Here is a 24,306-nt window from a genome sequence, read left to right as displayed (position 1 = left end):
TTCCATGAAGTTCGCCATTGCGGTTTTTTCTCCAGCCCACGCGCCCTCCTCGCGCCGCGCCTTGCTTTTCGCCCAAGCCGCGCTGGCCGGTGGGCACGAAATTATCCGGCTGTTTTTTTATCAGGACGGCGTGCACAGCGCCTCGGGCAATATTGTCATGCCACAGGATGAAGTGGATGTCGCTACCCAATGGCGATCCTTCATCAGTGAGCATCAGCTCGATGCGGTCGTGTGCATTGCCGCCGCCCTGCGCCGTGGCGTGCTCAATGCCGAAGAAGCTCAACGCTATCAGCGCCCGGCGGTGAACCTGCCGGCACCGTGGGAGCTGTCCGGCCTGGGTCAGTTGCATGAAGGCGCACAAAACGCCGAGCGCTTGATCTGTTTTGGAGGCGATTGAAATGGCCAAGTCTTTGCTGATTATCAGTCGCCAAGCGCCCTGGGCCGGCCCTTCTGCCCGCGAAGCGCTGGATATTGCCTTGGCCGGTGGTGCCTTTGATCTGCCGCTGGGCATGCTGTTTCTCGATGACGGAGTGTTCCAGCTTGCGCCCGGGCAACAACCCGGCCAACTGCAACAGAAGAACCTTGCCGCCAATCTGCAAGCCCTGCCGATGTTCGGTGTCGAAGAACTCTTTGTCGCCAGTAGCAGCCTGCAGGAACGTGGCTTAGCCGCAGAGACCCTGAGCTTGCCCGTGCAAGCGCTGGATGACGCCGCGCTGGCCGCGTTGATCGACCGTTTTGACCAGGTGATTACCCTCTGATGAGCACCTTGCACGTAATTTCCCACTCGCCCTTCGGCGACAATCGTCTGAACAGTTGTCTGCGCCTGCTTGGCAGCAAGGATGGCCTGTTGCTCTGCGGCGATGCGGTGTATGCCCTGCAGCCCGGCAGCGCGCCGCTGGCTAGCCTGCACGCCAGCAACCTGCAAGGCCGGCTGTTCGCCCTTGAAGAAGACCTGCAAGCACGCGCCATCGACACTGACGACAACATTCGGGCCATCGACTACCCGGCCTTTGTCGCCCTGTCGCTGGACTACGACAAGGTCAACAGCTGGCTATGAATACCCTGACTGTAGGCGAGCGCAGCATCGCCCTGGACAAGGATGGCTACCTGGTTGAACTCAGCGACTGGTCCGACGAAGTCGCCGCCGCTCTCGCCGCCCACGAGCAGCTGGAGCTGACCCCTGAACACTGGGAAGTGCTGACGCTGTTGCGTGCGTTCTACCGGGAGTTCGAGCTGTCGCCGGCAACCCGTCCGCTGATCAAGTACACCGCGCTCAAGCTGGGCCCGGAAAAAGGCAACAGCATGCACCTGAACCGCCTGTTCAAAGGCACTCCCGCCAAACTCGCCGCGAAGCTTGCGGGCCTGCCGAAGCCAACCAATTGCATATGACCGATCCTCGCCCGCTGATCACCGAAACCCCAGCCGAACACCCCTTTGCCCAGTTCGTGCGCATCCTTGGCAAGGGCAAGCGCGGCGCCCGCGGCCTGAACCGCGAGGAAGCTCGCGAAGCCATGGGCATGCTGCTCGACGGCAAGGTCGAAGAGACCCAATTGGGGGCTTTCCTGATGCTGCTACGACACAAGGAAGAAAGCCCCGAGGAACTGGCCGGTTTCACCGAAGCACTACGTCAGCGCCTGGACGCGCCGCAGATCGCGGTAGACCTCGACTGGCCGAGCTACGCTGGCAAGAAACGCCACCTGCCCTGGTACCTGCTGGCCGCCAAGTGCCTGGCCGCCAACGGTGTGCGCATCCTGCTGCACGGCGGCGGCGCCCATACCGCTGGCCGGCTGTACACCGAACAAGTGCTCGAACTGCTGCAGATCCCGCTGTGCCGTGACTGGAATGCCGTTGCCCAGGCCCTGGACAGCCAGCAGCTGGCGTTTATCCCTCTGCAGGACTGGGCACCACGCCTGCAACGGATGATCGACCTGCGCAACACCCTGGGCCTGCGCTCACCCATCCACTCCCTGGCCCGCGTGCTCAACCCACTGGGCGCTCGCTGCGGCCTGCAGAGTATTTTCCACCCTGGCTATCAGGCGGTGCATCGCGAAGCCAGCCGACTGCTCGGCGACACCGCTATCGTGGTCAAGGGCGATGGTGGTGAAATCGAGATCAACCCGGATACCACTAGCCACCTGTATGGCACAGCGGACGGCATTGAGTGGGACGAGGAATGGCCCGCCCTGGCAGCCCAGCGTCATGTCAAACCCGCTAGCCTTGATCCCGAACATCTGCTGACGGTTTGGCACGCCAAAGCCCATGACAGCTATGGCGAACTCGCCGTGGTTGCAACCATGGCCCTGGCCTTGCGCGGACTGGGTCACAACCGCGAAGAGGCCTTTGCACAGGCGCGAGGTTATTGGAATCAGCGCCAAGCGTAAGACAACCCATCTACAAAGTCGATTAAACAGGCGCATACTTTGCGCTATTCGTTCGAACTCAAGCTCGTACACTGGGCTCTATATTCGAACGAATCGCCAAGGAGCTCAGCATGGGCCTGTTGATCGACGGACGCTGGCATGACCAGTGGTATCAAAGCAGCAAAGACGGTGCGTTTCAGCGCGAAAACGCGCAGCGGCGCAATCAACTGCCTGCCGCTGAGGGCGGCCGCTACCACCTCTATGTCTCCCTGGCCTGCCCCTGGGCCCACCGCACCCTGATCTTTCGCAAGCTCAAGGGCCTGGAAAGCCTGATCGACGTATCGGTGGTCAGCTGGCTGATGGGTGAAAACGGCTGGACCTTCGATCAGAGCAAAGGCTCCACCGGCGATAAGCTCGAGCACCTGGACTTTCTCCATCAGCGCTATACCCGCGACGATCCGCACTACAGCGGCCGGGTCACGGTGCCGGTGCTGTGGGACAAGCAGGAACAACGCATCGTCAACAACGAGTCGGCGGAGATCATTCGCATCTTCAACCATGCTTTCGACGACTTGACCGGCAATCGCCTGGACCTCTATCCCGAGCCGCTACAGGCCGAGATTGATGCGTTGAACGAGCGGATCTACCCGGCCATCAACAATGGCGTATATCGCGCTGGCTTTGCCACCTCGCAGCAGGCGTACGAGCAGGCGTTTGATGAAGTGTTTGCCGAGCTGGACTGCCTGGAACAACACTTGGGCGAACGCCGCTATCTGGCCGGGGAATACCTGACCGAGGCGGATTGGCGGCTGTTTACTACGTTGATTCGTTTCGATGCGGTGTATCACGGGCACTTCAAGTGCAACCTGCGGCGCCTGGCTGATTATCCGAAGCTGTCGAACTGGCTACGGGAGCTGTATCAGTGGCCGGGAGTGGCCGAGACGGTGAATTTCGAGCATATCCAGAAGCATTACTACATGAGCCACAAGACCATCAATCCGAACGGGATTGTGCCTAAAGGGCCGCTGCAGGATTTTGCTGTGGCGCATGATCGGCAGCGTTTGCCGGGGCGGGGAATTTGGAGCCTGGCGGGAAACTAGGGTTGGATTTATCGCGGGGCAAGCCCGCTCCCACCCGGTGGGAGCGGGCTTGCCCCGCGATGATTTTCAGCCTTGAGAGCCTTCGAACCAAGCCAGCTTTTCGCGCAATTGAACCACTTCGCCGACGATCACCAGGGTCGGTGCATGGACTTCATGCTCAGCCACCAGGGTTGGCAGGTCAGCCAATGTACCAGTAAACACCCGCTGATTCGGCGTGGTGCCCTGCTGCACCAGTGCTGCTGGCGTATCAGCCGCACGGCCGTGGCGAATCAGCTCGGCACAGATGGTCGGCAAGCCAACCAGCCCCATGTAGAACACCAGGGTCTGCGCCGGTGCCACCAGGTCATCCCAAGGCAGGTTGCTGGTACCGTCCTTGAGGTGGCCGGTGACAAAGCGCACTGACTGCGCGTAATCACGATGCGTCAGCGGAATCCCGGCATACGCCGAGCAACCACTGGCTGCCGTAATACCCGGCACCACTTGAAACGGAATACCCTGCTCGGCCAACTCCTCGATCTCTTCGCCACCACGGCCGAAGATGAACGGATCACCGCCCTTGAGGCGCAACACCCGTTTGCCCTGACGCGCCAGGGTAACCAGTAACTGATTGATCTGATCCTGGGGAACGGCATGGTCAGCACGACGCTTGCCAACATAGATACGCTCGGCATCACGGCGGCACAACTCAATGATCGCCGGCGCGACCAAGCGGTCGTAGAGCACCACGTCAGCCTGCTGCATCAGGCGCAAGGCGCGGAAGGTCAACAGATCCGGATCACCCGGGCCCGCGCCAACCAGATACACCTCTCCTGGTGCCTGATAGCTGGCGCCGTCGATCTTGGCCTGCAGCAAACGTTCGGCCTCAGCGCCCTGCCCGGCCAGTTGCCGCTCGGCGATCGGGCCCTGGAACACATCTTCCCAGAAGCCGCGACGCTGATTGACGTCCGGATAGAGTGCCTTGACCTTGTCGCGAAAACGCGCGCCCAGCCCGGCCAGCTCGCCGTAGGTGGCAGGAATCCAGGTTTCCAGTTTGGCGCGGATCAACCGCGCCAGCACCGGCGCATCGCCACCGCTGGACACCGCGACTACCAAAGGCGAACGGTCGACGATGGCCGGGAAGATCACCGAGCACAGAGACGGCGCATCGACCACGTTGACCGGCACGCAGCGCTGGTGGGCGTCCGCCGAGACCTGGGCATTGAGCGCCTGGTCATCTGTCGCCGCGATGATCAACTGGCAACCGTCAAGGTCGCCCGGCTGATAACCACGGCTGAGGATTTCACCACCGCTGTGCCGGACGAGTTCCGCCAGTTGCACTTCGATCTCGGGCGCGACCACCCGCAGCACTGCACCGGCATCGGCCAGCAGACGCGATTTGCGCAGGGCAATTTCGCCTCCACCGACAACTAGCACACGGCTGCCGCGCAGTTTGTGGAACAGCGGCAGAAACTCCATTTAGGCGATGACCTCCAGGCCACCCATGTACGGTTTGAGTACTTCCGGCACGCGGATCGAACCGTCGGCCTGCTGGTAGTTTTCCAGTACCGCTACCAGGGTACGGCCTACCGCCAGGCCTGAACCGTTGAGGGTGTGGACCAGCTCCGGCTTGCCGGTTTCCGGGTTGCGCCAGCGCGCCTGCATGCGGCGCGCCTGGAAATCGCCACAATTGGAGCACGAGGAGATCTCGCGGTACTTGTCCTGGCTCGGCACCCAGACTTCCAGGTCGTAGGTCTTGACTGCGCTGAAGCCCATATCGCCGGTGCAAAGTGCCAGTACCCGGTATGGCAGCTCCAGCGCCTGCAACACGCGCTCGGCGTTGGCCGTCAGGCCTTCCAGGGCTTGCATGGACGTGCTCGGTTCGACGATCTGGACCATCTCGACCTTGTCGAACTGGTGCTGACGGATCATGCCGCGGGTATCGCGACCCGAGGCACCGGCTTCACTACGGAAGCATGGGGTGTGAGCGACGAACTTGACCGGCAGTTGCTTGGCATCGAGGATCTCGCCGGCGACGATGTTGGTCAGCGACACTTCGGCCGTCGGGATCAGGTAGAAGTCAGCCTCGCCGTCGCGGCTGATCTTGAACAGGTCTTCTTCGAACTTCGGCAGCTGGCCAGTGCCTTGCAGCGCCGGGGCCTGGACCATGTACGGGGTGTAGGCCTCTTCGTAGCCGTGTTCGCTGGTGTGCAGGTTGATCATGAACTGCGCCAGGGCACGGTGCAGGCGGGCGATCGGGCCGCGCAGCAGGGCGAAACGGGCGCCCGACAGCTTGGCTGCGGTTTCAAAATCCAGGCCGCCGCTCAACTCGCCGAGGGCCACGTGGTCCTTGATCTCGAAGTCGAAGCTGCGCGGAGTGCCCCAGCGGCGCACTTCGACGTTGTGATCTTCATCGGCACCGACCGGCACGCTTTCGTCCGGCAGGTTAGGGATTTCCAGCAGGATCGAATCCAGCTCGGCTTGAATGCCGTCCAGCTCGACCTTGCCGCTGGCCAGCTCATTGGCCATGCGCTCGACGTCAGCCATCAGCGGGGCGATGTCTTCGCCACGGGCCTTGGCCTGGCCGATGGATTTGGAACGGGCGTTACGCTCGGCCTGCAGTTGTTCGGTGCGGGTCTGCACCACCTTGCGGCGTTCTTCCAGTGCCTCGATGCGCGCGACATCCAGGCTGAAGCCACGGGAGGCCAGGCGGTCCGCCACTTCCTGAAGTTGGCCGCGTAACAGTTTGGAATCGAGCATATCGTTCTCTCGTTGGTTCAGAATTTGGTCAAAGACAGGCCGGCCCAGGTTGCGAGCAGCCCGCCGAATACGCTGATCCCGGCATAACCGAAGGCCAGCGGCGCCTGCCCGCTTTCGAGCAGGCGCACGGTATCCAGTGAAAAGGATGAAAATGTGGTCAGACCGCCGAGAAATCCGACGATCAGGCCGCCACGCAGCTCGACCGGCACCAGCGGGCGATGCAGAAACAACCCGTAGAGCAAGCCGATCAGCAGGCAGCCAATCAGATTGACCGCCAGCGTACCGAGATAGAAGTGGCGTGGCCAGTGGGCATTGACCCAATTGGCCGTGGCAAACCGCAACAAGGTTCCGGCAATGCCGCCCGCGCTGACCGCGGCGATCACGGCAATCATGGTTTTCTCCGTTGCCGCGGGCTCTTGCGGTCGAGCTCGGCCAGGTGTTTCAGCTTCTCGCCGATTTTCAGCTCCAGGCCACGCGGTACCGGTTGGTAGTAGTGGCGCGGTTCAAGGTTGTCGGGGAAGTAGTCTTCGCCGGCAGCGTAGGCATCCGGTTCGTCATGGGCGTAACGGTATTCGTCGCCATAACCCAGTTGCTTCATCAGTTTGGTCGGCGCATTGCGCAGGTGTAGCGGCACTTCCAACGAACCATGTTCGCCGGCTTCACGCAGCGCGGTTTTGAAACCCATGTACACCGCATTGCTCTTTGGCGCGCAGGCCAGATAGGTGATCGCCTGGGCTACCGCCAGCTCGCCTTCAGGGCTGCCCAGGCGCTCCTGTACATCCCAGGCCGCCAGGCACAGGCTGAGGGCGCGGGGATCGGCGTTACCGATGTCTTCGCTGGCCATGCGTACCACGCGCCGGGCGATATACAGCGGATCGCAGCCACCATCGAGCATGCGCGCGAACCAGTACAGCGCGCCGTCGGGGTTGGAGCCGCGCACTGACTTGTGCAGCGCCGAAATCTGGTCGTAAAAAGCTTCACCGCCCTTGTCGAAACGACGGCGGCTGTCCCCGAGCAGGCTTTGTAGCAGCTCGACAGCGATTTCGCTGCCGTCTTCGGCCAGGTCCGAGGCGTTCTCAAGGAAGTTGAGCATGCGCCGACCATCGCCATCGGCGGCGGCCATGAGCATCTGGAAGGCTTCATCGCCGACGCGCAACTGGCGCTTGCCCAGGCCACGCTCTTCAGTCAGGGCGCGATTGACCAGCTTGCGCAGTGCGGTTTCGTCGAGACTCTTGAGCACATAAACCCGCGCCCGTGACAGCAACGCGTTGTTCAGCTCGAACGAAGGGTTCTCGGTGGTGGCGCCGATGAAGATCAGCGTGCCGTCTTCCACATACGGCAGGAAAGCATCCTGCTGGGACTTGTTGAAGCAGTGCACTTCATCGACGAACAGTATCGTGCGGCGCCCGTACTGCCCGGCCTGCTGTTTGGCGATTTCCACGGCGTGGCGAATTTCTTTGACGCCGGCGAGCACCGCCGAAACCGTCTCGAAGTGAGCGTCACAGAACTGCGCCAACAGCCGCGCCAAAGTAGTTTTGCCGACCCCGGGCGGACCCCAGAAAATCATCGAATGCAGCGCGCCCTGTTCCAGTGCCTCACGCAGCGGCTTGCCGCGGGCCAGCAGGTGCTCCTGGCCGACGTACTCGTCCAGGTTGGCCGGGCGCAAGCGCGCGGCCAGGGGCTGGGCTACGGGGTCACTACGAAACAGGTCCATGGACGGCGCTACTACCTCTTACTCGGAAATGACATCCGCGCCTTTCGGGATATCGAACTTGAACTTGCTCGCCGGGATCGCCTCGTTGGCTTTGACCCCGGTGAACAGAATGTTAGTACGCTGGCCGACGCTGTCGATCAGCTGCATGTCATTGACCAGACCTTTGCGGAACGAAAGACGCAAGGAGTCGAACAGGGTGTCTTTGGTTTTCGGCTTGAGGGTGAAATCCATGACGTCACCCTGTTCCTTGGAGGTGATATCGAAGCTTTGGCTGATCTTCGACACATCGCCGGACAACAGCAATGCCGGGGTCTCGGTCAGGCGCTGATCAAGCTTCTTGATGGTTGCCTGCTCCAGGTCCGGATCCCACAGGGTGACGGTCTTGCCATCCGAAACCACCACCTGCTCCTGCGGCGCATCGGTATGCCAGTAGAACAGGCCAGGACGCTGTACCGACATCTGCCCTGCCGCTTCCTGAAGGCTGGTGCCACTGGCGTCCAGGGTCAGCTGGGAGAATCGGGCCTCGATGGTTCTGGATTTTTCCAGCAACTGGGTCAAGCGCGCCACATCCTGCTCGCCGGCAAATGCCGAAGCGCTGGACAGGGCCAAAGCGGAAACCAACATCATGCGAATCAGGCGCATGGCAATCCTCGTTGCAGTATGGATGGGCCTGTGGCCGATCGCTGGCCACAGGCTAGAGGGTTCATCAGTCGCGGGACGGCCCGGGGGCAATCACTTCACGCGAGCCGTTGGTGTTCATGGCGGTGACCACGCCGGCCATTTCCATCGCCTCGATCATCCGCGCGGCACGGTTGTAGCCGATCTTCAGCTTGCGCTGTACAGCGGAGATGGAAGCCCGGCGGCTTTCCAGGACGAACTGCACGGCTTCATCGTACAGCGCGTCGGTTTCGGCATCATCGTCGCCGCCACCGCCGCCGCCACCGTCGAAACCGCTACCGGCTTCTTCGACGCCGCTGAGGATATCCTCGTTGTAGTCCGGAGCACCGCGCAGTTTCCACGCCTCGACCACCCGATGGACTTCATCGTCGGACACGAAAGCGCCATGCACACGAATCGGCAGGCTGGTGCCCGGCGGCATGTAGAGCATGTCACCGTGACCGAGCAACTGCTCGGCGCCGCCCTGATCGATGATGGTCCGCGAGTCGATCTTGCTCGACACCTGGAAAGCCATACGGGTCGGAATGTTGGCCTTGATCAGACCGGTAATCACGTCCACCGAGGGCCGCTGGGTCGCGAGAATCAGGTGGATACCGGCGGCACGGGCTTTCTGGGCGATACGCGCGATCAACTCTTCGACCTTCTTGCCGACGATCATCATCATGTCGGCGAATTCGTCGACCACCACGACGATGGTCGGCAAGGTTTTCAGCAGCGGCGGCACGTCGTCCATGCTTTCGCGCTTGAACATCGGGTCGTAGATCGGCTCACCGGCCTCTTCGGCGTCCTTGACCTTGCGGTTGAAGCCCGCCAGGTTACGCACGCCCATGGCCGCCATCAGTTTGTAGCGCCGCTCCATCTCGGCAACGCTCCAGCGCAGCGCGTTGGCCGCGTCTTTCATGTCGGTGACCACAGGGCAAAGCAAGTGCGGGATGCCTTCGTAGATCGACAGCTCGAGCATTTTCGGGTCGATCATGATCAGCTTGGCGTCTTCCGGGCCGGACTTGAACAAGATCGACAGGATCATCGCGTTGACCCCCACCGACTTACCGGAACCAGTGGTACCGGCCACCAGCAGGTGCGGCATCTTGGCCAGGTCGGTAATCACCGGCTTGCCGCCGATGTCGTGCCCCAGGGCCATGGTGACCGGCGATTTGGCTTCGTCGTACTGCGGCGAGGACAGCACTTCGGAGAAGCGCACGATCTGCCGGTCTTCGTTGGGGATCTCGATACCGACAGTGGTCTTGCCGGGGATCACTTCAACCACACGCACGCTGGTCACCGCCAGGGAACGGGCGAGGTCTTTTGCCAGGTTGGCGATACGGCTGACCTTGACGCCAGCGGCTGGCTGGATTTCGTAACGGGTAATCACCGGACCGGGGTGGATAGAGTCAACCGAGACTTCAACACCGAACTCCTTGAGTTTGATTTCCAGCAGGTGGCCGACACCCGCCAGGGATTCGGGCGAGTAATTGACCTGCTTTTTCTCGGCAGGATCAAGGATCGAAATCGGTGGCAAAGTGCCTTCGATGGCGCTGTCGACGAACAGCGGTGCCTGCTTTTCCTTCTGCACACGCTTGCTCGGCTCCGGCACCTTGGCCGGAGCTGGCATGATCACCGGCGCAGGCTGCTGCGCGCGCTCGGCAACATGCTTGCTCAGGGCCTGGTCACGCTCGATGATGCGCTCCTTGGCCTTGGCCTGTTCACGACGATCCGCCACCACCGGGGCCACGACCTCATTGACCTGATCGTCGACTTCGCGCAGCTGCGCTACCAGACGCTTACGCTCGTTGCGCGCGGCCCACCAGCGATTGGCGGCGCCCTGAAACAGTTCAAACAGATCGAGGGTGATCTTGCCGGTCACATCCATGACCTTGAACCAGGACAGATCGGTAAATACCGTCAGGCCGAACAGGAACAAGGCAATGAACATCAGGGTACTGCCCTGCACGTTCAGGGCGTTCTTGGCCAGGTCGCCGAGGCTTTCGCCCAGCGCGCCACCGGCCGAAGCTGGCAGGCTGGCGGCCGAATGGAAGTGAATATGCGCCAGTGCCGCACCCGAGAGCACCAGGAACACCAGGCCGATCAGGCGCCAGGAAAACAGCCAGCCGCTCCACTGCCAGGGCTGGTGACGCTCGCGGAAGATCTGCCAGGTCTTGATCGCCAGCAACAGCGGAAAAATGTAGGCGAAATAACCCAACACCATGAACAGGACATCGGCGAAGTAAGCACCCGCACGCCCGGCGGCGTTCTGCACCTGCTCGACATTGCTGGTGTGGCTGAAGCCCGGGTCGGCCTGGTCGTAGGTCAGCAGCGCCATCCACAGGTACAGGCACAGCGCCCCCATGGCGATCAGCGCGCCTTCCTTGAGGCGATAATGCAACTGCTGGCGCCACTGGGGCACCGGCAAGGGATTCGATGTTGCGGTGGATTTCTTCAAAACGCGTCTATTCCTGCGCTCAATGCGCGTCCAACAGTGATTGACCTATGTGCACAGTCAACAAACCACTACTTTTAACATTACTGCCCGCCTACCGCCATGGCGGCACGCCAGAAACACGCGTAAACGGGGGCCAATTTCCTATATCGCAATTTGAGCACGCATTTTCTTTTGTGACAAAGGCTTATGCGGTGTTTTTATGCAAGTGTGACAACAAAGGCCCATGCAAGTTGCGAAGGCTCCGGAATGGAGCGATGCTGGACACCCTCCCCCACTCCGCCACTGAACGACGATGCTGACCTGGTTGAGCCGCAACTCCCTGACCTTCCCTGCACTGGAAAAAGCCCTGCGAGACCCCAATGGCCTGCTTGCAGCTGGTGGCGACCTCAGCGCCGAGCGCCTGGTGCAAGCCTACCGCCATGGCTGCTTTCCCTGGTACCAGGACGGCCAGCCGATCCTTTGGTGGTCGCCCGACCCGCGCACGGTCCTGTTTCCCGACGAATTGCACGTGTCACGCTCACTGCGAAAATTCATCCGCCAGGGCCATTACCAAGTCAGTTTCGACCAGGATTTTGCTGCCGTGATCAAAGCCTGCGCAGCCCCTCGCGACTACGCTGACGGCACCTGGATCACCGACAGCATGCAAGCGGCCTACCTCAAACTGCATCAACAAGGCTTTGCCCACTCAGTTGAAGTACGCCAGAACGGCGAACTGGTTGGCGGACTGTACGGCTTGGCCATGGGTCGGCTATTTTTCGGCGAGTCGATGTTCAGCCGTGCCGACAATGCCTCCAAGGTAGGCTTCGTGACCCTGGTAGAGCATCTGCAGCAGGCCGGCTTTGTCCTGATCGACTGCCAGATGCCGACTGATCACTTGCACAGCCTGGGGGCCCGAGCTATTGCCCGGGCAACCTTTGCCGACTACCTGCAACGCTACCTGGACCAACCCAGCAGCGCCAACTGGGTTTGCTAGCGAGTTTTTCCAGCTGGCTTACACTTAAATCTAAAGCACCTCCCGAGGGGTTGATCATGACAGAGCTGGCGCGGTTGAAGTTTTATGCCACTCAACCCCATTCCTGCAGCTACCTGCCAGACGAACAGGCCACCACGCTGTTTCTCGACCCGAGCCAGCCGATGGACGTGAATGTCTATGCAGACCTGTCGGAAATGGGCTTCCGGCGCAGCGGCGATCACCTGTATCGCCCGCACTGCCAAAACTGCAACGCCTGCGTACCGGCGCGGATTCCGGCTACACGCTTTGTGCCCAACCGCCAGCAAAAGCGCATCCTCAAACGCAATGCCGACTTGACCGTCAGCGCCGCACGCCCAGCGTTCAAGGAGGAGTATTTCGAGCTGTACCGCCGCTATATCGAGCAACGCCACGCTGACGGCGACATGTATCCGCCCAGCCGTGATCAGTTTGCCACCTTCCTGGTCCGCGACCTGCCGTTTTCACGCTTCTACGAGTTCCGCCTCAGTGGCCGCCTGGTCGCCGTAGCGGTCACCGACCTGCTGCCCAATGGCCTATCGGCGGTTTACACCTTCTACGACCCCGACGAAGAGCGCCGTAGTCTCGGGCGCTTTGCCATCCTCTGGCAGATCACCGAAGCCCTGCGCCAAGGACTCGATGCGGTCTACCTCGGCTACTGGATCAAAAACTGCAAAAAGATGAACTACAAAACACAGTACCGCCCCATAGAGCTGTTGATCAATCAGCGCTGGGTAACCCTGAACTGAAATCATTGGCTTAAAATCCAGTTTTCGGGCACAATGCACGCCACTTTTTTTGCCTGGCGCAGTTGTGCACCGGGCCATTAACTGGACACCGAGGGCTTTACTGCATGTCGAAAGAAGACAGCTTCGAAATGGAAGGCACTGTCGTCGACACCCTGCCCAACACCATGTTCCGTGTGGAGTTGGAAAATGGGCACGTCGTTACCGCGCATATCTCCGGAAAAATGCGCAAGAACTACATTCGTATTCTGACCGGTGACAAGGTCCGCGTCGAACTGACGCCTTACGACCTGAGCAAGGGGCGCATCACCTACCGCGCCCGCTAAGCGACACCAACAAAAACGCCCGGCTATATGCCGGGCGTTTTTGTTGGTACTCAAAAAGCATCGCCGACAAGACCACCCCCACAGCCATGGCATGCACCAACCTGTAGAAGCAGACCTTGCCAGCAAAGGGCTGCCTGGCAGCCCCGATTTGCCTTAGGCCATCTCAGCCGTGGTCTCGAACTCGAACACCAGCTCGCCATCGCGAATGTCGATGTGCACCACACCGCCATGCTCGGCCAGCTCGCCGAACAGGATCTCTTCGGCTAATGGCCGCTTGATCTTGTCCTGGATCAGCCGCGCCATTGGCCGTGCGCCCATCTGCGCATCATAACCACCGGCAGCCAGCCAGCTGCGCGCCGCATCGCTCACCTCCAGCAGGACGCGCTTGTCTTCCAGTTGCGCCTGCAGCTCGATGAGGAACTTGTCCACCACGCTCTTGATCGTCTCGTGACTGAGACGGCCAAACTGGATGATCGTGTCCAGACGGTTGCGAAACTCCGGCGTGAAGCTCTTCTTGATCACTTCCATCGCGTCGGAAGAGTGATCCTGCTGGGTGAAGCCGATCGAGGCTCGCGCAGCAGTTTCAGCACCGGCGTTGGTGGTCATGATCACGATGACGTTGCGGAAGTCCGCTTTACGCCCGTTATTGTCGGTCAGGGTACCGTGGTCCATCACCTGCAGCAGCAGGTTGAAGACTTCCGGATGGGCCTTCTCGATTTCATCGAGCAGCAATACGCAATGCGGCTGCTTGGTGATCGCCTCAGTGAGCAAGCCGCCCTGATCGAAACCGACATAGCCTGGAGGCGCACCGATCAACCGCGATACGGTATGCCGCTCCATGTACTCGGACATGTCGAAACGCACCAGCTCGACGCCCAAGGCCTTGGCCAGCTGACGCGCCGCCTCGGTTTTACCGACACCGGTAGGGCCGGCGAACAGGAACGAGCCCACAGGCTTGTCCGGCGACTTCAAGCCGGCGCGCGACAGCTTGATTGCGGTTGCCAGCGAATCGATCGCCGCGTCCTGACCGAACACGGTCAATTTCAGATCACGCTCAAGGTTACGCAGCAGCTCTTTGTCGGAGCTGGTGACGTGTTTTGGCGGAATCCGCGCGATTTTCGCGACGATGTCCTCGACTTGCGGCACATCGATACGCTTGACGCGCATCTCCACCGGTTGCAGGCGCTGGTAGGCACCGGCTTCATCGATGACATCGATAGCCTTGTCGGGCATGTGCCGATCATTGATATAACGCGCTGCCAGCTCGGCAGCGGCGCGTAGGGCTTCATCACTGTATTCGATATTGTGATGCGACTCGAAACGCCCCTTGAGGCCACGCAGGATACCCACGGTGTCTTCCACCGACGGCTCGCTGACATCGACCTTCTGGAAACGCCGCGCCAGGGCGCGATCCTTCTCGAAGATCCCGCGGAACTCCTGGAAGGTGGTCGAACCGATGCAGCGGATATCACCCGAAGACAGCAACGGCTTGAGCAGATTGGAGGCGTCCATGACGCCACCGGAGGCTGCACCCGCGCCGATAATGGTGTGAATTTCGTCGATAAACAGGATTGCCTGCGGACGCTTGCGCAACTCGTTGAGCAGCGCCTTGAAGCGCTTCTCAAAGTCACCGCGGTACTTGGTACCGGCCAGCAAAGCGCCCAGATCCAGGGAATAGACCACGCTTTGCGCCAGCAGGTCAGGTACCTGACCATCGACGATACGCTTGGCCAGGCCCTCGGCAATGGCGGTCTTGCCGACACCGGCCTCACCGACCAGCAGCGGGTTGTTCTTGCGCCGACGGGCAAGGATCTGCGCCACGCGTTCGACTTCAAGCTCGCGACCGACCAGCGGATCGATACGCCCTTGGCGGGCCTGCTCGTTGAGGTTGCTGGCATAGGCATCCAGCGGATTGCCCGACGATGAAGTTTCGCCGCCATCCTCATCCTGCATATCCTGCTCGCCCTCGGAGTGCTCACCATGGCCCGGCACCTTGGAGATGCCATGGGCGATGTAATTGACCACGTCGATACGCGCCACGCTCTGCTGCTTGAGCAGGAACACGGCCTGGCTTTCCTGTTCGCTGAAAATCGCTACCAGCACATTGGCACCGGTGACTTCACGCTTGCCCGAGCTCTGGACATGAAAGACTGCGCGCTGCAACACCCGCTGGAAGCCCAGGGTTGGCTGGGTTTCACGATCCTCGTCATGCACGGGAATCAACGGCGTGGTGGAGTCAATGAACTCCTGCAGGTCGTGTTTGAGTTTGTCGAGGTTCGCGCCGCAGGCGCGCAGAACGGTCGCGGCGGCCTCATTATCCAATAGTGCCAGCAGCAGGTGCTCGACGGTCATGAACTCATGACGTTTCGAGCGCGCCTCCTTGAAGGCCAGATTGAGGGTGACTTCGAGCTCGCGGTTTAACATAGCTTCACCTCATACCCAAGTGGCCGGCGATTAACCGTCCTTCTCGATTTCACAGAGTAGCGGATGCTGGCTTTCCCTTGCGTATTGGTTGACCTGCATGGCCTTGGTCTCGGCGATGTCACGGGTAAACAATCCGCATACTGCCCGTCCTTCTGTATGGACGGCCAGCATGACCTTGGTCGCCAGCTCGCGATTCAGGTTAAAAAACACCTCGAGCACTTCGACGACGAAATCCATCGGTGTGTAGTCATCGTTGAACAAAACCACCTTGTACATGGGTGGCGCCTGCAGGGCCGGTTTGGCCTCCTGTACCGCCAGGCCAGAACCATCGTCCTCATGCGATTGCGGGCGATCCTGATTGAATGTTAGTCGAATCTGGCTATGTGCATGCATGGAAAGAATTTCATCATTTCGACAGGTTGGATTATGGATTGACCGCACAGGCGACGCGGGATTGCCGTCACCTCACCTTGACTATCGGCAAAACGGTGTTACAACCAATAAGAACCCACCGTGGTCGATTAAGATCCGCGCAGTCAACCAGAATTTTCGCAGGTTCATATGCGGATGGAGTGGATGATACTCCAGTGATGGAGTCCTTTGCAGAGGGATATGAGGATGGCAAGCGGTAAAGTCAAGTGGTTCAACAATGCCAAGGGCTATGGTTTCATCAATGAAGACGGGAAAACAGAGGATCTGTTTGCACACTACTCGGCCATCCAGATGGACGGCTATAAAACATTGAAAGCCGGCCAACCCGTCAGCTTCGACATTATCCAGGGCCCCAAAGGCTTGCACGCGGTGAATATCGCCAGTGCAACCGCTCACCCCACTGCCGCCCCCACCACCAGTTCGGAAACGGCCCAGGCCTGATCCGCAAGACAAAAAAAACCGGCCAGCCCTCAGGGGCTGGCCGGTTTTTTGTGTTGATTACATGTGTTTAATCAGCGCCTCACCAAAACCGGAGCTGCTGACCAGCGTCGCGCCGTCCATCAGGCGCTCGAAATCATAGGTCACCGTCTTGGCAGCGATGGCACCATTGGTACCCTTGATGATCAGATCAGCCGCCTCGGTCCAGCCCAAGTGACGCAGCATCATTTCAGCCGAAAGAATCACCGAGCCCGGGTTGACCTGATCCTTGCCGGCGTATTTCGGCGCGGTACCATGGGTGGCTTCGAACATGGCCACGGTGTCGGACAGGTTGGCACCCGGCGCAATACCGATACCCCCCACTTCTGCCGCCAGGGCATCGGAGAGGTAATCACCGTTGAGGTTGAGAGTGGCAATCACATCGTATTCGGCAGGGCGCAGCAGGATCTGCTGGAGCATGGCGTCAGCGATGGCGTCCTTGACGATGACTTCACGACCGGTTTTCGGGTTCTTGAACTTCATCCACGGCCCGCCATCGAGCAGCTCGGCACCGAATTCGTTCTTGGCCACTTCGTAGCCCCAATCCTTGAAGGCACCTTCGGTGAACTTCATGATGTTGCCCTTGTGCACGATGGTCAGCGACTTGCGGTCGTTGTCCACTACATACTGCAGGGCCTTGCGCACCAGGCGCTGGGTGCCTTCCTTGGAAACCGGCTTGATGCCGATACCGCAATCCTGGTCAAAGCGGATCTTGGTGACGCCCATTTCCTCTTTGAGGAACTTGATGACCTTGGTCGCCTCGGGCGACCCGGCCTTCCATTCGATACCGGCATAAATGTCTTCGGAGTTTTCGCGAAAGATCACCATGTCGACGTCACCCGGCCTTTTCACCGGACTTGGCACACCCTGGAACCACACCACAGGACGCAGGCAGACATACAGGTCCAGTTGCTGGCGCAGGGCAACGTTAAGGGAGCGAATACCTCCGCCGACCGGGGTGGTCAGCGGACCTTTGATGGAGACGACGTAATCTTTGACCGCATCCAGGGTTTCCTGGGGCAGCCAGGTGTCCTGGTCATACACCTGGGTGGCCTTTTCACCGGCGTAGACTTCCATCCAGGAAATCTTGCGCCTACCCCCATAGGCCTTCTCTACAGCAGCATCGACCACTTTGATCATGACGGGACTGACGTCTACGCCGATGCCGTCGCCTTCGATGAACGGGATGATCGGATTATCAGGAACATTGAGAGAATGGTCCGCATTGACGGTGATTTTGTCGCCGACTGCCGGAACCTTGATTTTCTGGTATCCCATGCTGCACTCCGTTTTTTTTGGTGTGGTACGTCATCTGGATGCCCCAGAGCGTACCCCAGTTGCACGGTAACGGGAACCATGGCCGTACATGCACCAAATTGGGGCCATAGCGCCTACATCTTTGGTCTAAAAAAGCCGCTGTTACACGTTGGTCTTGATGATTACGACCAAGGATTTGATATACTCCGCCGGTGACCAAAGGGTCACTGGGGCGAACCGTCTGCAACGCGACCCCGACCTGACTGGGCTGTTACCGCAGTTCAGCCGCTTGACACTCGACTGATGCAATCCACCATCACCGCACAGAACCCTCGACCTTCTGCTCATAGATGTGTCTGAGCGAAGCGCCTACCCTGCGCACTTCGAGATTCTGCGCACGCTCAGCAAAACAGAGAGTTAACCCGAATATGCCCACCCGATCCAAGATCATCTACACCTTCACCGACGAAGCCCCTGCCCTCGCCACCTATTCACTGCTCCCCATCGTCGAAGCCTTCACCGCTTGTGCCGACATCGCCGTAGAAACCCGGGACATCTCTCTGGCCGGCCGCATCCTTTCTGCCTTCCCTGAACAGCTCGGCGCCGACAAGCAAGTGGCCGACCACCTGGCAGAACTGGGCCAACTGGCAACCACGCCAGAAGCCAACATCATCAAGCTGCCGAACATCAGCGCCTCGGTCCCGCAGCTCAAGGCCGCGATCAAGGAACTGCAAGCCAAAGGCTTCAACGTTCCTGACTACCCTGAAGCCGCCGCTACCGATGCCGAGAAAGAAGCCAAGGCTCGCTACGACCGCATCAAGGGCAGCGCCGTAAACCCGGTTCTGCGCGAAGGCAACTCCGACCGCCGCGCACCGCTGTCGGTCAAGAACTACGCACGCAAGCACCCGCACAAAATGGGCGCCTGGGCTGCCGACTCCAAGTCCCACGTGGCACACATGAGCCAGGGCGACTTTTACGGCAGCGAGAAAGCCGCGCTGATCGAAGCCGATGACAGCCTGCGCATCGAACTGCTGGACAAGAACGGCACCACCACCGTTCTGAAAGAAAAAACCTCGGTAAAAGCCGGCGAGATCATCGACTGCGCAGTGATGAGCACCAAAGCCCTGCGCAAGTTCATCGCCGCTGAAATCGAAGATGCCAAGGCCAAGGGCGTACTGCTGTCGGTACACCTGAAAGCCACCATGATGAAGGTCTCCGACCCGATCATGTTCGGCCAGATCGTTGCCGAGTACTACCAGGACGCGCTGAACAAGCACGCCGACGTACTGGAGCAGATTGGTTTCAACCTGAACAACGGTATCGGCGACCTGTATGCCCGTATCAAGGCGCTGCCAGCTGAACAGCAGGCGCAGATCGAAGCTGACGTCAAAGCCGTCTACGACGTGCGTCCGGCGCTGGCCATGGTCAACTCCGACAAGGGCATCACCAACCTGCACGTGCCAAGCGACGTCATCGTCGACGCCTCGATGCCGGCGATGATCCGCGACTCGGGCAAGATGTGGAACACCGAAGGCCAGCTGCAAGACACCAAGGCCGTGATCCCGGATCGTTGCTACGCGACCATCTATCAGGCCGTTATCGACGACTGCAAGCAGCACGGCGCCTTCGATCCGACCACCATGGGCAGCGTACCGAACGTTGGCCTGATGGCGCAGAAAGCCGAAGAGTACGGCTCGCACGACAAGACCTTCCAGGCCAAGGCCGACGGTGTGATCCGTGTGGTTGACGGCAAGGGCAACCTGCTGCTGTCGCAGGAAGTCGAAGCCGGCGACATCTTCCGCATGTGCCAGGTTAAAGACGCGCCGATCCAGGACTGGGTCAAACTGGCCGTCAACCGCGCCCGCGCCAGCAACACCCCGGCGCTGTTCTGGCTCGACCCACAGCGCGCCCACGACGGCGTGCTGATCGAGAAGGTTCAGAAGTACCTGAAAGACCACGACACCGCTGGTCTGGACATCCGTGTCCTGTCGCCTGTCGAGGCCATGAAGGTTTCCCTGCAGCGCATCCGTGCTGGCCAGGACACCATCTCGGTAACCGGTAACGTACTGCGCGACTACCTGACCGACCTGTTCCCGATCATGGAGCTGGGTACCAGCGCCAAGATGCTGTCGATCGTGCCACTGATGAACAACGGCGGCCTGTTCGAAACCGGCGCTGGCGGCTCGGCACCGAAACACGTACAGCAACTGGTCGAAGAGAACTTCCTGCGCTGGGATTCGCTGGGCGAATTCCTGGCCCTGGCCGCCTCCCTGGAGCACCTGGGCACTGCCTACGCCAACCCGAAAGCCAAGGTACTGGCGGCGACCCTGGACCAGGCCACCGGCCAGTTCCTGGACACCAACAAGTCCCCTGCGCGCAAGGTTGGCGGTATCGACAACCGTGGCAGCCACTTCTACCTGACCCTGTACTGGGCCCAGGCACTGGCTGCACAGAGCGACGACGCTGCCCTGCAGGCGCGCTTCGCCCCACTGGCAAAAGCCCTGGCCGAGAACGAAGCGACCATCGTCGCCGAACTCAACGCCGTTCAGGGCAAGCCGGCTGAAATCGGTGGTTACTACTACCCGGATGCCGAGCTGACCAGCAAAGTGATGCGCCCAAGCCAGACCTTCAACAGCGCGGTTGCCGCACTGTAAGGTTCGCTTGAGGTAACAACGGAAGCCCCGGCCACGCACCGGGGCTTCTGCTTTTCCGGGCTTGCCCCGCGATACAAACACAGGACCGACCGCATGACCTGGCAACCGCACATCACCGTCGCCACCATCGTCGAAGACCAGGGCCGCTTCCTCATGGTCGAGGAATTCAAAGCCGGTAAACACGTCTTCAACCAGCCCGCCGGACACCTGGAAGCCAACGAGAGCCTGCTCGACGCCGCCCGCCGTGAAACCCTCGAAGAAACCGCCTGGGAAGTCGAATTGACCGGCATGGTTGGCATCTACCTCTATACCGCCCCGAGCAATGGCGTGACCTACCAGCGCGTGTGCTTCGCCGCCCACACGCTCAAGCACCACCCCGAGCGTACCCTGGACAGCGATATCGTCCGCGCCGTATGGCTAACCCGCGAGGAGCTACTGGCAGACCCCGCACGCTGGCGCAGCGAGCTAGTGCCCCGCTGTATCGACGACTACCTGTCCGGCCCGCTGCACAGCCTGGCCTTGATCCGCGACTGACAGTGACGATGCCTTGAAGGCCACAGCCTGATAGAATCGTTGTCTTTTTCCAGATACACAGCCGGTACCTATGACCAGTCCAGCACTTTACGAACCCGAAAAGACACGCGTTATTGTCGGCATGTCCGGCGGCGTGGACTCTTCCGTCTCCGCCCTCCTGCTGATGGAGCAGGGCTACCAGGTGGAAGGCCTGTTCATGAAGAACTGGGAAGAGGACGACGGCACCGAATACTGCACCGCCCGCGAAGACCTCGCCGACGCTCAGGCCGTGTGCGACCGCATTGGCATCAAGCTGCATACCGCCAACTTTGCTGCCGAATACTGGGACAACGTCTTCGAACATTTCCTGGCCGAGTACAAGGCCGGCCGCACGCCGAACCCGGACATCCTGTGCAACCGCGAAATCAAGTTCAAGGCGTTCCTCGACTACGCCCTGATGCTCGGCGCCGACCTGATCGCCACCGGTCACTATGTGCGCCGCCGCGACACTGACGGTCGCACCGAACTGCTCAAGGGCCTGGACCCGAACAAGGATCAGAGCTACTTCCTGCACGCTGTCGGCGGCAAGGAAATTGCCCGCACCCTGTTCCCGGTTGGTGAACTGGAAAAGCCTGAAGTACGCGCCATTGCCGAGAAACACGGCCTGGCCACAGCGAAGAAGAAAGACTCAACCGGCATCTGCTTTATCGGTGAACGCCGCTTCAGCGATTTCCTCAAGCAGTACCTGCCAGCACAGCCTGGTGAAATCCAGACCACTGAAGGCGAAGTAATCGGTCGCCATCACGGCCTGATGTATCACACCATCGGCCAGCGCCAGGGCCTGGGCATCGGCGGCCTCAAGGACGCCGGCGACGAGCCGTGGTACGTGCTGGAAAAAGACCTCACCCGCAACGTGCTGGTAGTTGGACAGGGCAATGAACATCCGTGGCTGTTTTCCCGCGCCTTGCTCGCGTCGGAGATCTTCTGGGTCAACCCGATCGACCTGTCCAGCCCACTGCGCCTGACCGCCAAGGTGCGTTACCGCCAGAGTGATCAGGACTGCACCCTGGAGCTGACCGCCAGCGGCTACCGCGCCGTATTCGACGAGCCGCAGAGGGCTGTGACCCCAGGCCAGTCGGTGGTGTTTTATGACGGTGAAATCTGCCTGGGCGGCGGCGTGATCGAAACGGCCGAGCCGTGGAGCGCACGCTGATGAGCTCGATTCAAGAGCAGTTGATCGCCCTCGGTGGCGTGTTCCAGGCCGCGGTACTGGTGGATCGCATCGCCCGCACCGGCCAGGCCAGCGAGGCAAACCTGGGCTGCATGCTCGGCAGCCTGCTGGTGCGCGACCCCAAGGACACCCTGGAGGTGTTCGGCGGCGACGACCTGAACCTGCGCGACGGCTACCGCGCCCTGGCCAGCGCCCTGGAGCGCGACCCGGGCAGCCTGCAGCGCGAACCGCTGCGCTACGCGCTGTCGATGCTTGGCCTTGAGCGCCAATTGGCCAAGCGCGGCGATATGCTTGATGTGATCGGCAATCGACTGCCACAGATCCAGTCCCAGGCTGAGCATTTCGGTCTGGTGCACGAGAACGTCATCGCCTCCAGCGGTGCCCTGTATCAGGACACCTTGAGTACCTTGCGCCAGCGCATTCAGGTACACGGCGACATGCGCCACCTGCAACAGCCAAGCAACGCCTCGAAGATCCGCGCCCTGTTGCTCGCCGGCATTCGTGCCGCGCGCCTGTGGCGGCAGCTGGGCGGGCATCGCTGGCAGTTGGTAGTTAGCCGGCGCAGATTGCTCAAAGAGCTGTATCCGATGCTGCGTGGCTGATAGCCATCGCGAGGCAAGCCCGCTCCCGCAGGCAAAAGGTGATCGCTGTGGGAGCGGGCTTGCCCCGCGAAAAAACACACAGAATTACCGGCAGACCATTGGTCAGCCACCCGACCCGGGCGCGTTTTTCATGTATGATATGCGCCCTCTTCAAAGCCTGACTGTCCGAGAACACCCCATGCAGCTTTCCTCGCTCACTGCGGTTTCCCCTGTTGACGGCCGTTATGCCGGCAAAACCCAGGCCCTGCGCCCTATTTTCAGCGAATACGGCCTGATCCGTTTCCGCGCCATGGTCGAGGTTCGCTGGTTGCAGCGCCTCGCCGCTCATCCGCAAATCGCTGAAGTTCCAGCGTTTTCCGCCGAAGCCAATGCGCTGCTCAATGGTCTGGCCGATGAGTTCGCCCTCGAGCACGCCGAGCGCGTGAAAGAAATCGAGCGCACCACCAACCACGACGTCAAAGCCATTGAGTATCTGCTCAAAGAGCAGGCTGCCAAGCTGCCGGAACTGGCCAAGGTCAGCGAGTTCATCCACTTCGCCTGCACCAGCGAAGACATCAACAACCTGTCCCACGCCCTGATGCTGCGTGAAGGCCGCGATACCGTTCTGTTGCCGCTGATGCGCCAGATCGCCCAGGCCATCCGTGAGCTGGCTCACCGTTTCGCCGACGTACCAATGCTGTCGCGCACCCACGGCCAACCGGCGTCGCCGACCACCCTGGGTAAAGAGCTGGCCAACGTTGTCTATCGCCTTGAGCGCCAGATCGCTCAGGTCGCTGCGGTCCCGCTGCTGGGCAAGATCAACGGCGCCGTGGGCAACTATAACGCCCACCTGTCGGCCTATCCGCAGATCGACTGGGAAGCCAACGCCCGCGCCTTCATCGAAGACGAACTGGGCCTGGTGTTCAACCCGTACACCACGCAGATCGAGCCGCACGACTACATCGCCGAGCTGTTCGACGCTATCGCCCGCTTCAACACCATCCTGATCGACTTCGACCGCGATATCTGGGGCTACATCTCCCTGGGTTACTTCAAACAGCGCACCATCGCTGGCGAAATCGGCTCCTCGACCATGCCGCACAAGGTCAACCCGATCGACTTCGAAAACTCCGAAGGCAACCTGGGTATCGCCAACGCACTGTTCCAGCACCTGGCCAGCAAGCTGCCGATCTCGCGCTGGCAGCGCGACCTGACCGACTCTACCGTGCTGCGTAACCTGGGCGTCGGTTTCGCTCACAGCGTGATCGCCTACGAGGCCAGCCTCAAAGGCATCAGCAAGCTGGAAATCAACGAAGCCCGCATCGCCGAAGACCTGGACGCCTGCTGGGAAGTCCTGGCCGAGCCAATCCAGACCGTTATGCGCCGCTACGACATCGAGAACCCGTACGAGAAGCTCAAGGAGCTGACCCGTGGCAAAGGTATCAGCCCAGAAGCACTGCTGACCTTCATCGATGGCCTGGACATGCCGGCCGAAGCCCGCGCGGAGCTGAAAAAGCTGACCCCGGCCTCCTACATCGGTAACGCTGCGGCTCAAGCCAAACGCATCTAATCTGCGCCCTGCGCGTTAACGCCCGGCTCAGCCGGGCGTTTTTATTACCGAAAGAAAATTACTTTTTTTCAATAGGTTA

24 protein-coding genes are annotated in these 24,306 nt (G+C 60.5%); 15 read left to right on the top strand and 9 right to left on the bottom strand.

Annotated features, from left to right (window positions below):
* Nucleotides 1–4: 4 nt before the first annotated feature.
* The 6 genes from tusD (at nt 5) to C6382_RS17305 (ending at nt 3,460) form a co-directional block, all read left to right on the top strand.
* Entirely contained in the window at nt 5–397 is a 393-nt protein-coding gene (gene tusD, locus C6382_RS17330; RefSeq protein WP_107025599.1) for a sulfurtransferase complex subunit TusD, read from the top strand.
* Nucleotide 398: 1 nt separating this feature from the next.
* Complete coding sequence (gene tusC, locus C6382_RS17325; RefSeq protein WP_107025598.1) at nt 399–758, top strand: sulfurtransferase complex subunit TusC; 360 nt, start codon at nt 399–401, stop codon at nt 756–758.
* Complete coding sequence (gene tusB, locus C6382_RS17320; protein WP_107025597.1) at nt 758–1,057, top strand: sulfurtransferase complex subunit TusB; 300 nt, start codon at nt 758–760, stop codon at nt 1,055–1,057. Before tusC ends, tusB begins: the two co-directional genes overlap by 1 nt.
* Entirely contained in the window at nt 1,054–1,389 is a 336-nt protein-coding gene (locus C6382_RS17315; protein WP_107025596.1) for a TusE/DsrC/DsvC family sulfur relay protein, read from the top strand. Before tusB ends, C6382_RS17315 begins: the two co-directional genes overlap by 4 nt.
* Nucleotides 1,386–2,381 (top strand): glycosyl transferase family protein, encoded by a 996-nt coding sequence (locus tag C6382_RS17310; protein ID WP_107025595.1) that lies wholly within the window; start codon nt 1,386–1,388, stop codon nt 2,379–2,381. Before C6382_RS17315 ends, C6382_RS17310 begins: the two co-directional genes overlap by 4 nt.
* Nucleotides 2,382–2,491: 110 nt before the next feature.
* Nucleotides 2,492–3,460 (top strand): glutathione S-transferase family protein, encoded by a 969-nt coding sequence (locus C6382_RS17305; RefSeq protein ID WP_107025594.1) that lies wholly within the window; start codon nt 2,492–2,494, stop codon nt 3,458–3,460.
* A gap of 66 nt (nt 3,461–3,526) precedes the next feature.
* Here the strand turns inward: C6382_RS17305 and cysG are convergent, their stop codons facing one another.
* The 6 genes from cysG to ftsK all read right to left on the bottom strand — a co-directional run bounded on the left by cysG (nt 3,527) and on the right by ftsK (nt 11,028).
* Nucleotides 3,527–4,915: a siroheme synthase CysG gene (gene cysG / locus C6382_RS17300; RefSeq protein ID WP_107025593.1), complete on the bottom strand. Its 1,389-nt coding sequence runs from the start codon at nt 4,913–4,915 to the stop codon at nt 3,527–3,529.
* Complete coding sequence (gene serS, locus C6382_RS17295; protein WP_107025592.1) at nt 4,916–6,196, bottom strand: serine--tRNA ligase; 1,281 nt, start codon at nt 6,194–6,196, stop codon at nt 4,916–4,918.
* Nucleotides 6,197–6,213: 17 nt separating this feature from the next.
* Nucleotides 6,214–6,588, bottom strand: a complete 375-nt coding sequence (crcB, locus tag C6382_RS17290; protein ID WP_107025591.1) for a fluoride efflux transporter CrcB — start codon at nt 6,586–6,588, stop codon at nt 6,214–6,216.
* Complete coding sequence (locus C6382_RS17285) at nt 6,585–7,910, bottom strand: replication-associated recombination protein A (RefSeq protein WP_107025590.1); 1,326 nt, start codon at nt 7,908–7,910, stop codon at nt 6,585–6,587. The genes crcB and C6382_RS17285 overlap by 4 nt, the downstream gene beginning before the upstream one ends.
* Before the next feature lie 18 nt (nt 7,911–7,928).
* Nucleotides 7,929–8,552 carry an outer membrane lipoprotein chaperone LolA gene (lolA, locus tag C6382_RS17280; RefSeq protein WP_107025589.1) on the bottom strand — a complete coding sequence of 208 codons (624 nt, stop codon included), beginning with the start codon at nt 8,550–8,552 and terminating at the stop codon, nt 7,929–7,931.
* 64 nt (nt 8,553–8,616) lie between these two features.
* Entirely contained in the window at nt 8,617–11,028 is a 2,412-nt protein-coding gene (gene ftsK / locus C6382_RS17275) for a DNA translocase FtsK (RefSeq protein WP_107025588.1), read from the bottom strand.
* A gap of 292 nt (nt 11,029–11,320) precedes the next feature.
* Between ftsK and aat the strand changes: the two genes are divergently transcribed.
* The 3 genes from aat (at nt 11,321) to infA (ending at nt 13,088) form a co-directional block, all read left to right on the top strand.
* Nucleotides 11,321–12,001, top strand: coding sequence for a leucyl/phenylalanyl-tRNA--protein transferase (gene aat / locus C6382_RS17270; RefSeq protein ID WP_107025587.1), 681 nt, complete (start codon nt 11,321–11,323; stop codon nt 11,999–12,001).
* 56 nt (nt 12,002–12,057) lie between these two features.
* Nucleotides 12,058–12,765, top strand: a complete 708-nt coding sequence (locus C6382_RS17265; RefSeq protein WP_107025586.1) for an arginyltransferase — start codon at nt 12,058–12,060, stop codon at nt 12,763–12,765.
* A 104-nt stretch (nt 12,766–12,869) separates the two neighbouring features.
* Nucleotides 12,870–13,088 carry a translation initiation factor IF-1 gene (infA, locus tag C6382_RS17260; RefSeq protein ID WP_002553999.1) on the top strand — a complete coding sequence of 73 codons (219 nt, stop codon included), beginning with the start codon at nt 12,870–12,872 and terminating at the stop codon, nt 13,086–13,088.
* A 153-nt stretch (nt 13,089–13,241) separates the two neighbouring features.
* On the opposite strand, the gene clpA is transcribed toward infA, so the two are convergent.
* Complete coding sequence (gene clpA, locus C6382_RS17255) at nt 13,242–15,512, bottom strand: ATP-dependent Clp protease ATP-binding subunit ClpA (RefSeq protein WP_038612792.1); 2,271 nt, start codon at nt 15,510–15,512, stop codon at nt 13,242–13,244.
* 30 nt (nt 15,513–15,542) lie between these two features.
* Nucleotides 15,543–15,905 (bottom strand): ATP-dependent Clp protease adapter ClpS, encoded by a 363-nt coding sequence (gene clpS, locus C6382_RS17250; RefSeq protein ID WP_009400967.1) that lies wholly within the window; start codon nt 15,903–15,905, stop codon nt 15,543–15,545.
* Between the two features lie 225 nt (nt 15,906–16,130).
* Here clpS and cspD point away from each other — a divergent pair, with 225 nt between their 5' ends.
* Complete coding sequence (gene cspD, locus C6382_RS17245; protein WP_146146915.1) at nt 16,131–16,385, top strand: cold shock domain-containing protein CspD; 255 nt, start codon at nt 16,131–16,133, stop codon at nt 16,383–16,385.
* Between the two features lie 57 nt (nt 16,386–16,442).
* Here cspD and icd read toward each other — a convergent pair whose 3' ends face one another.
* Nucleotides 16,443–17,699, bottom strand: coding sequence for an NADP-dependent isocitrate dehydrogenase (gene icd / locus C6382_RS17240; protein ID WP_107025584.1), 1,257 nt, complete (start codon nt 17,697–17,699; stop codon nt 16,443–16,445).
* A gap of 407 nt (nt 17,700–18,106) precedes the next feature.
* Here icd and C6382_RS17235 point away from each other — a divergent pair, with 407 nt between their 5' ends.
* From C6382_RS17235 to purB, 5 genes are all read left to right on the top strand, one after another.
* On the top strand, nt 18,107–20,332 hold the full coding sequence (locus C6382_RS17235) for an NADP-dependent isocitrate dehydrogenase (RefSeq protein ID WP_107025583.1): 2,226 nt from the start codon (nt 18,107–18,109) through the stop codon (nt 20,330–20,332).
* 93 nt (nt 20,333–20,425) lie between these two features.
* Entirely contained in the window at nt 20,426–20,866 is a 441-nt protein-coding gene (locus C6382_RS17230) for an NUDIX hydrolase (RefSeq protein WP_107025582.1), read from the top strand.
* A gap of 70 nt (nt 20,867–20,936) precedes the next feature.
* Nucleotides 20,937–22,058 (top strand): tRNA 2-thiouridine(34) synthase MnmA, encoded by a 1,122-nt coding sequence (mnmA, locus tag C6382_RS17225; RefSeq protein ID WP_107025581.1) that lies wholly within the window; start codon nt 20,937–20,939, stop codon nt 22,056–22,058.
* A complete protein-coding gene (gene hflD, locus C6382_RS17220; protein WP_107025580.1) occupies nt 22,058–22,678 on the top strand; it encodes a high frequency lysogenization protein HflD in 621 nt (206 codons plus the stop codon). Before mnmA ends, hflD begins: the two co-directional genes overlap by 1 nt.
* Before the next feature lie 178 nt (nt 22,679–22,856).
* The gene (purB, locus tag C6382_RS17215) at nt 22,857–24,227 is read left to right on the top strand and encodes an adenylosuccinate lyase (protein WP_107025579.1); all 1,371 of its coding nucleotides are present in this window, start codon (nt 22,857–22,859) and stop codon (nt 24,225–24,227) included.
* The last annotated feature ends 79 nt before the right edge of the window (nt 24,228–24,306 follow it).

This window comes from Pseudomonas sp. BBP2017 (assembly GCF_003024385.1).
Classification (GTDB): Bacteria; Pseudomonadota; Gammaproteobacteria; order Pseudomonadales; family Pseudomonadaceae; genus Aquipseudomonas.
Note: the sequence above shows the minus strand (reverse complement) of the source record. Positions and strands in the feature narration are given on the sequence as shown.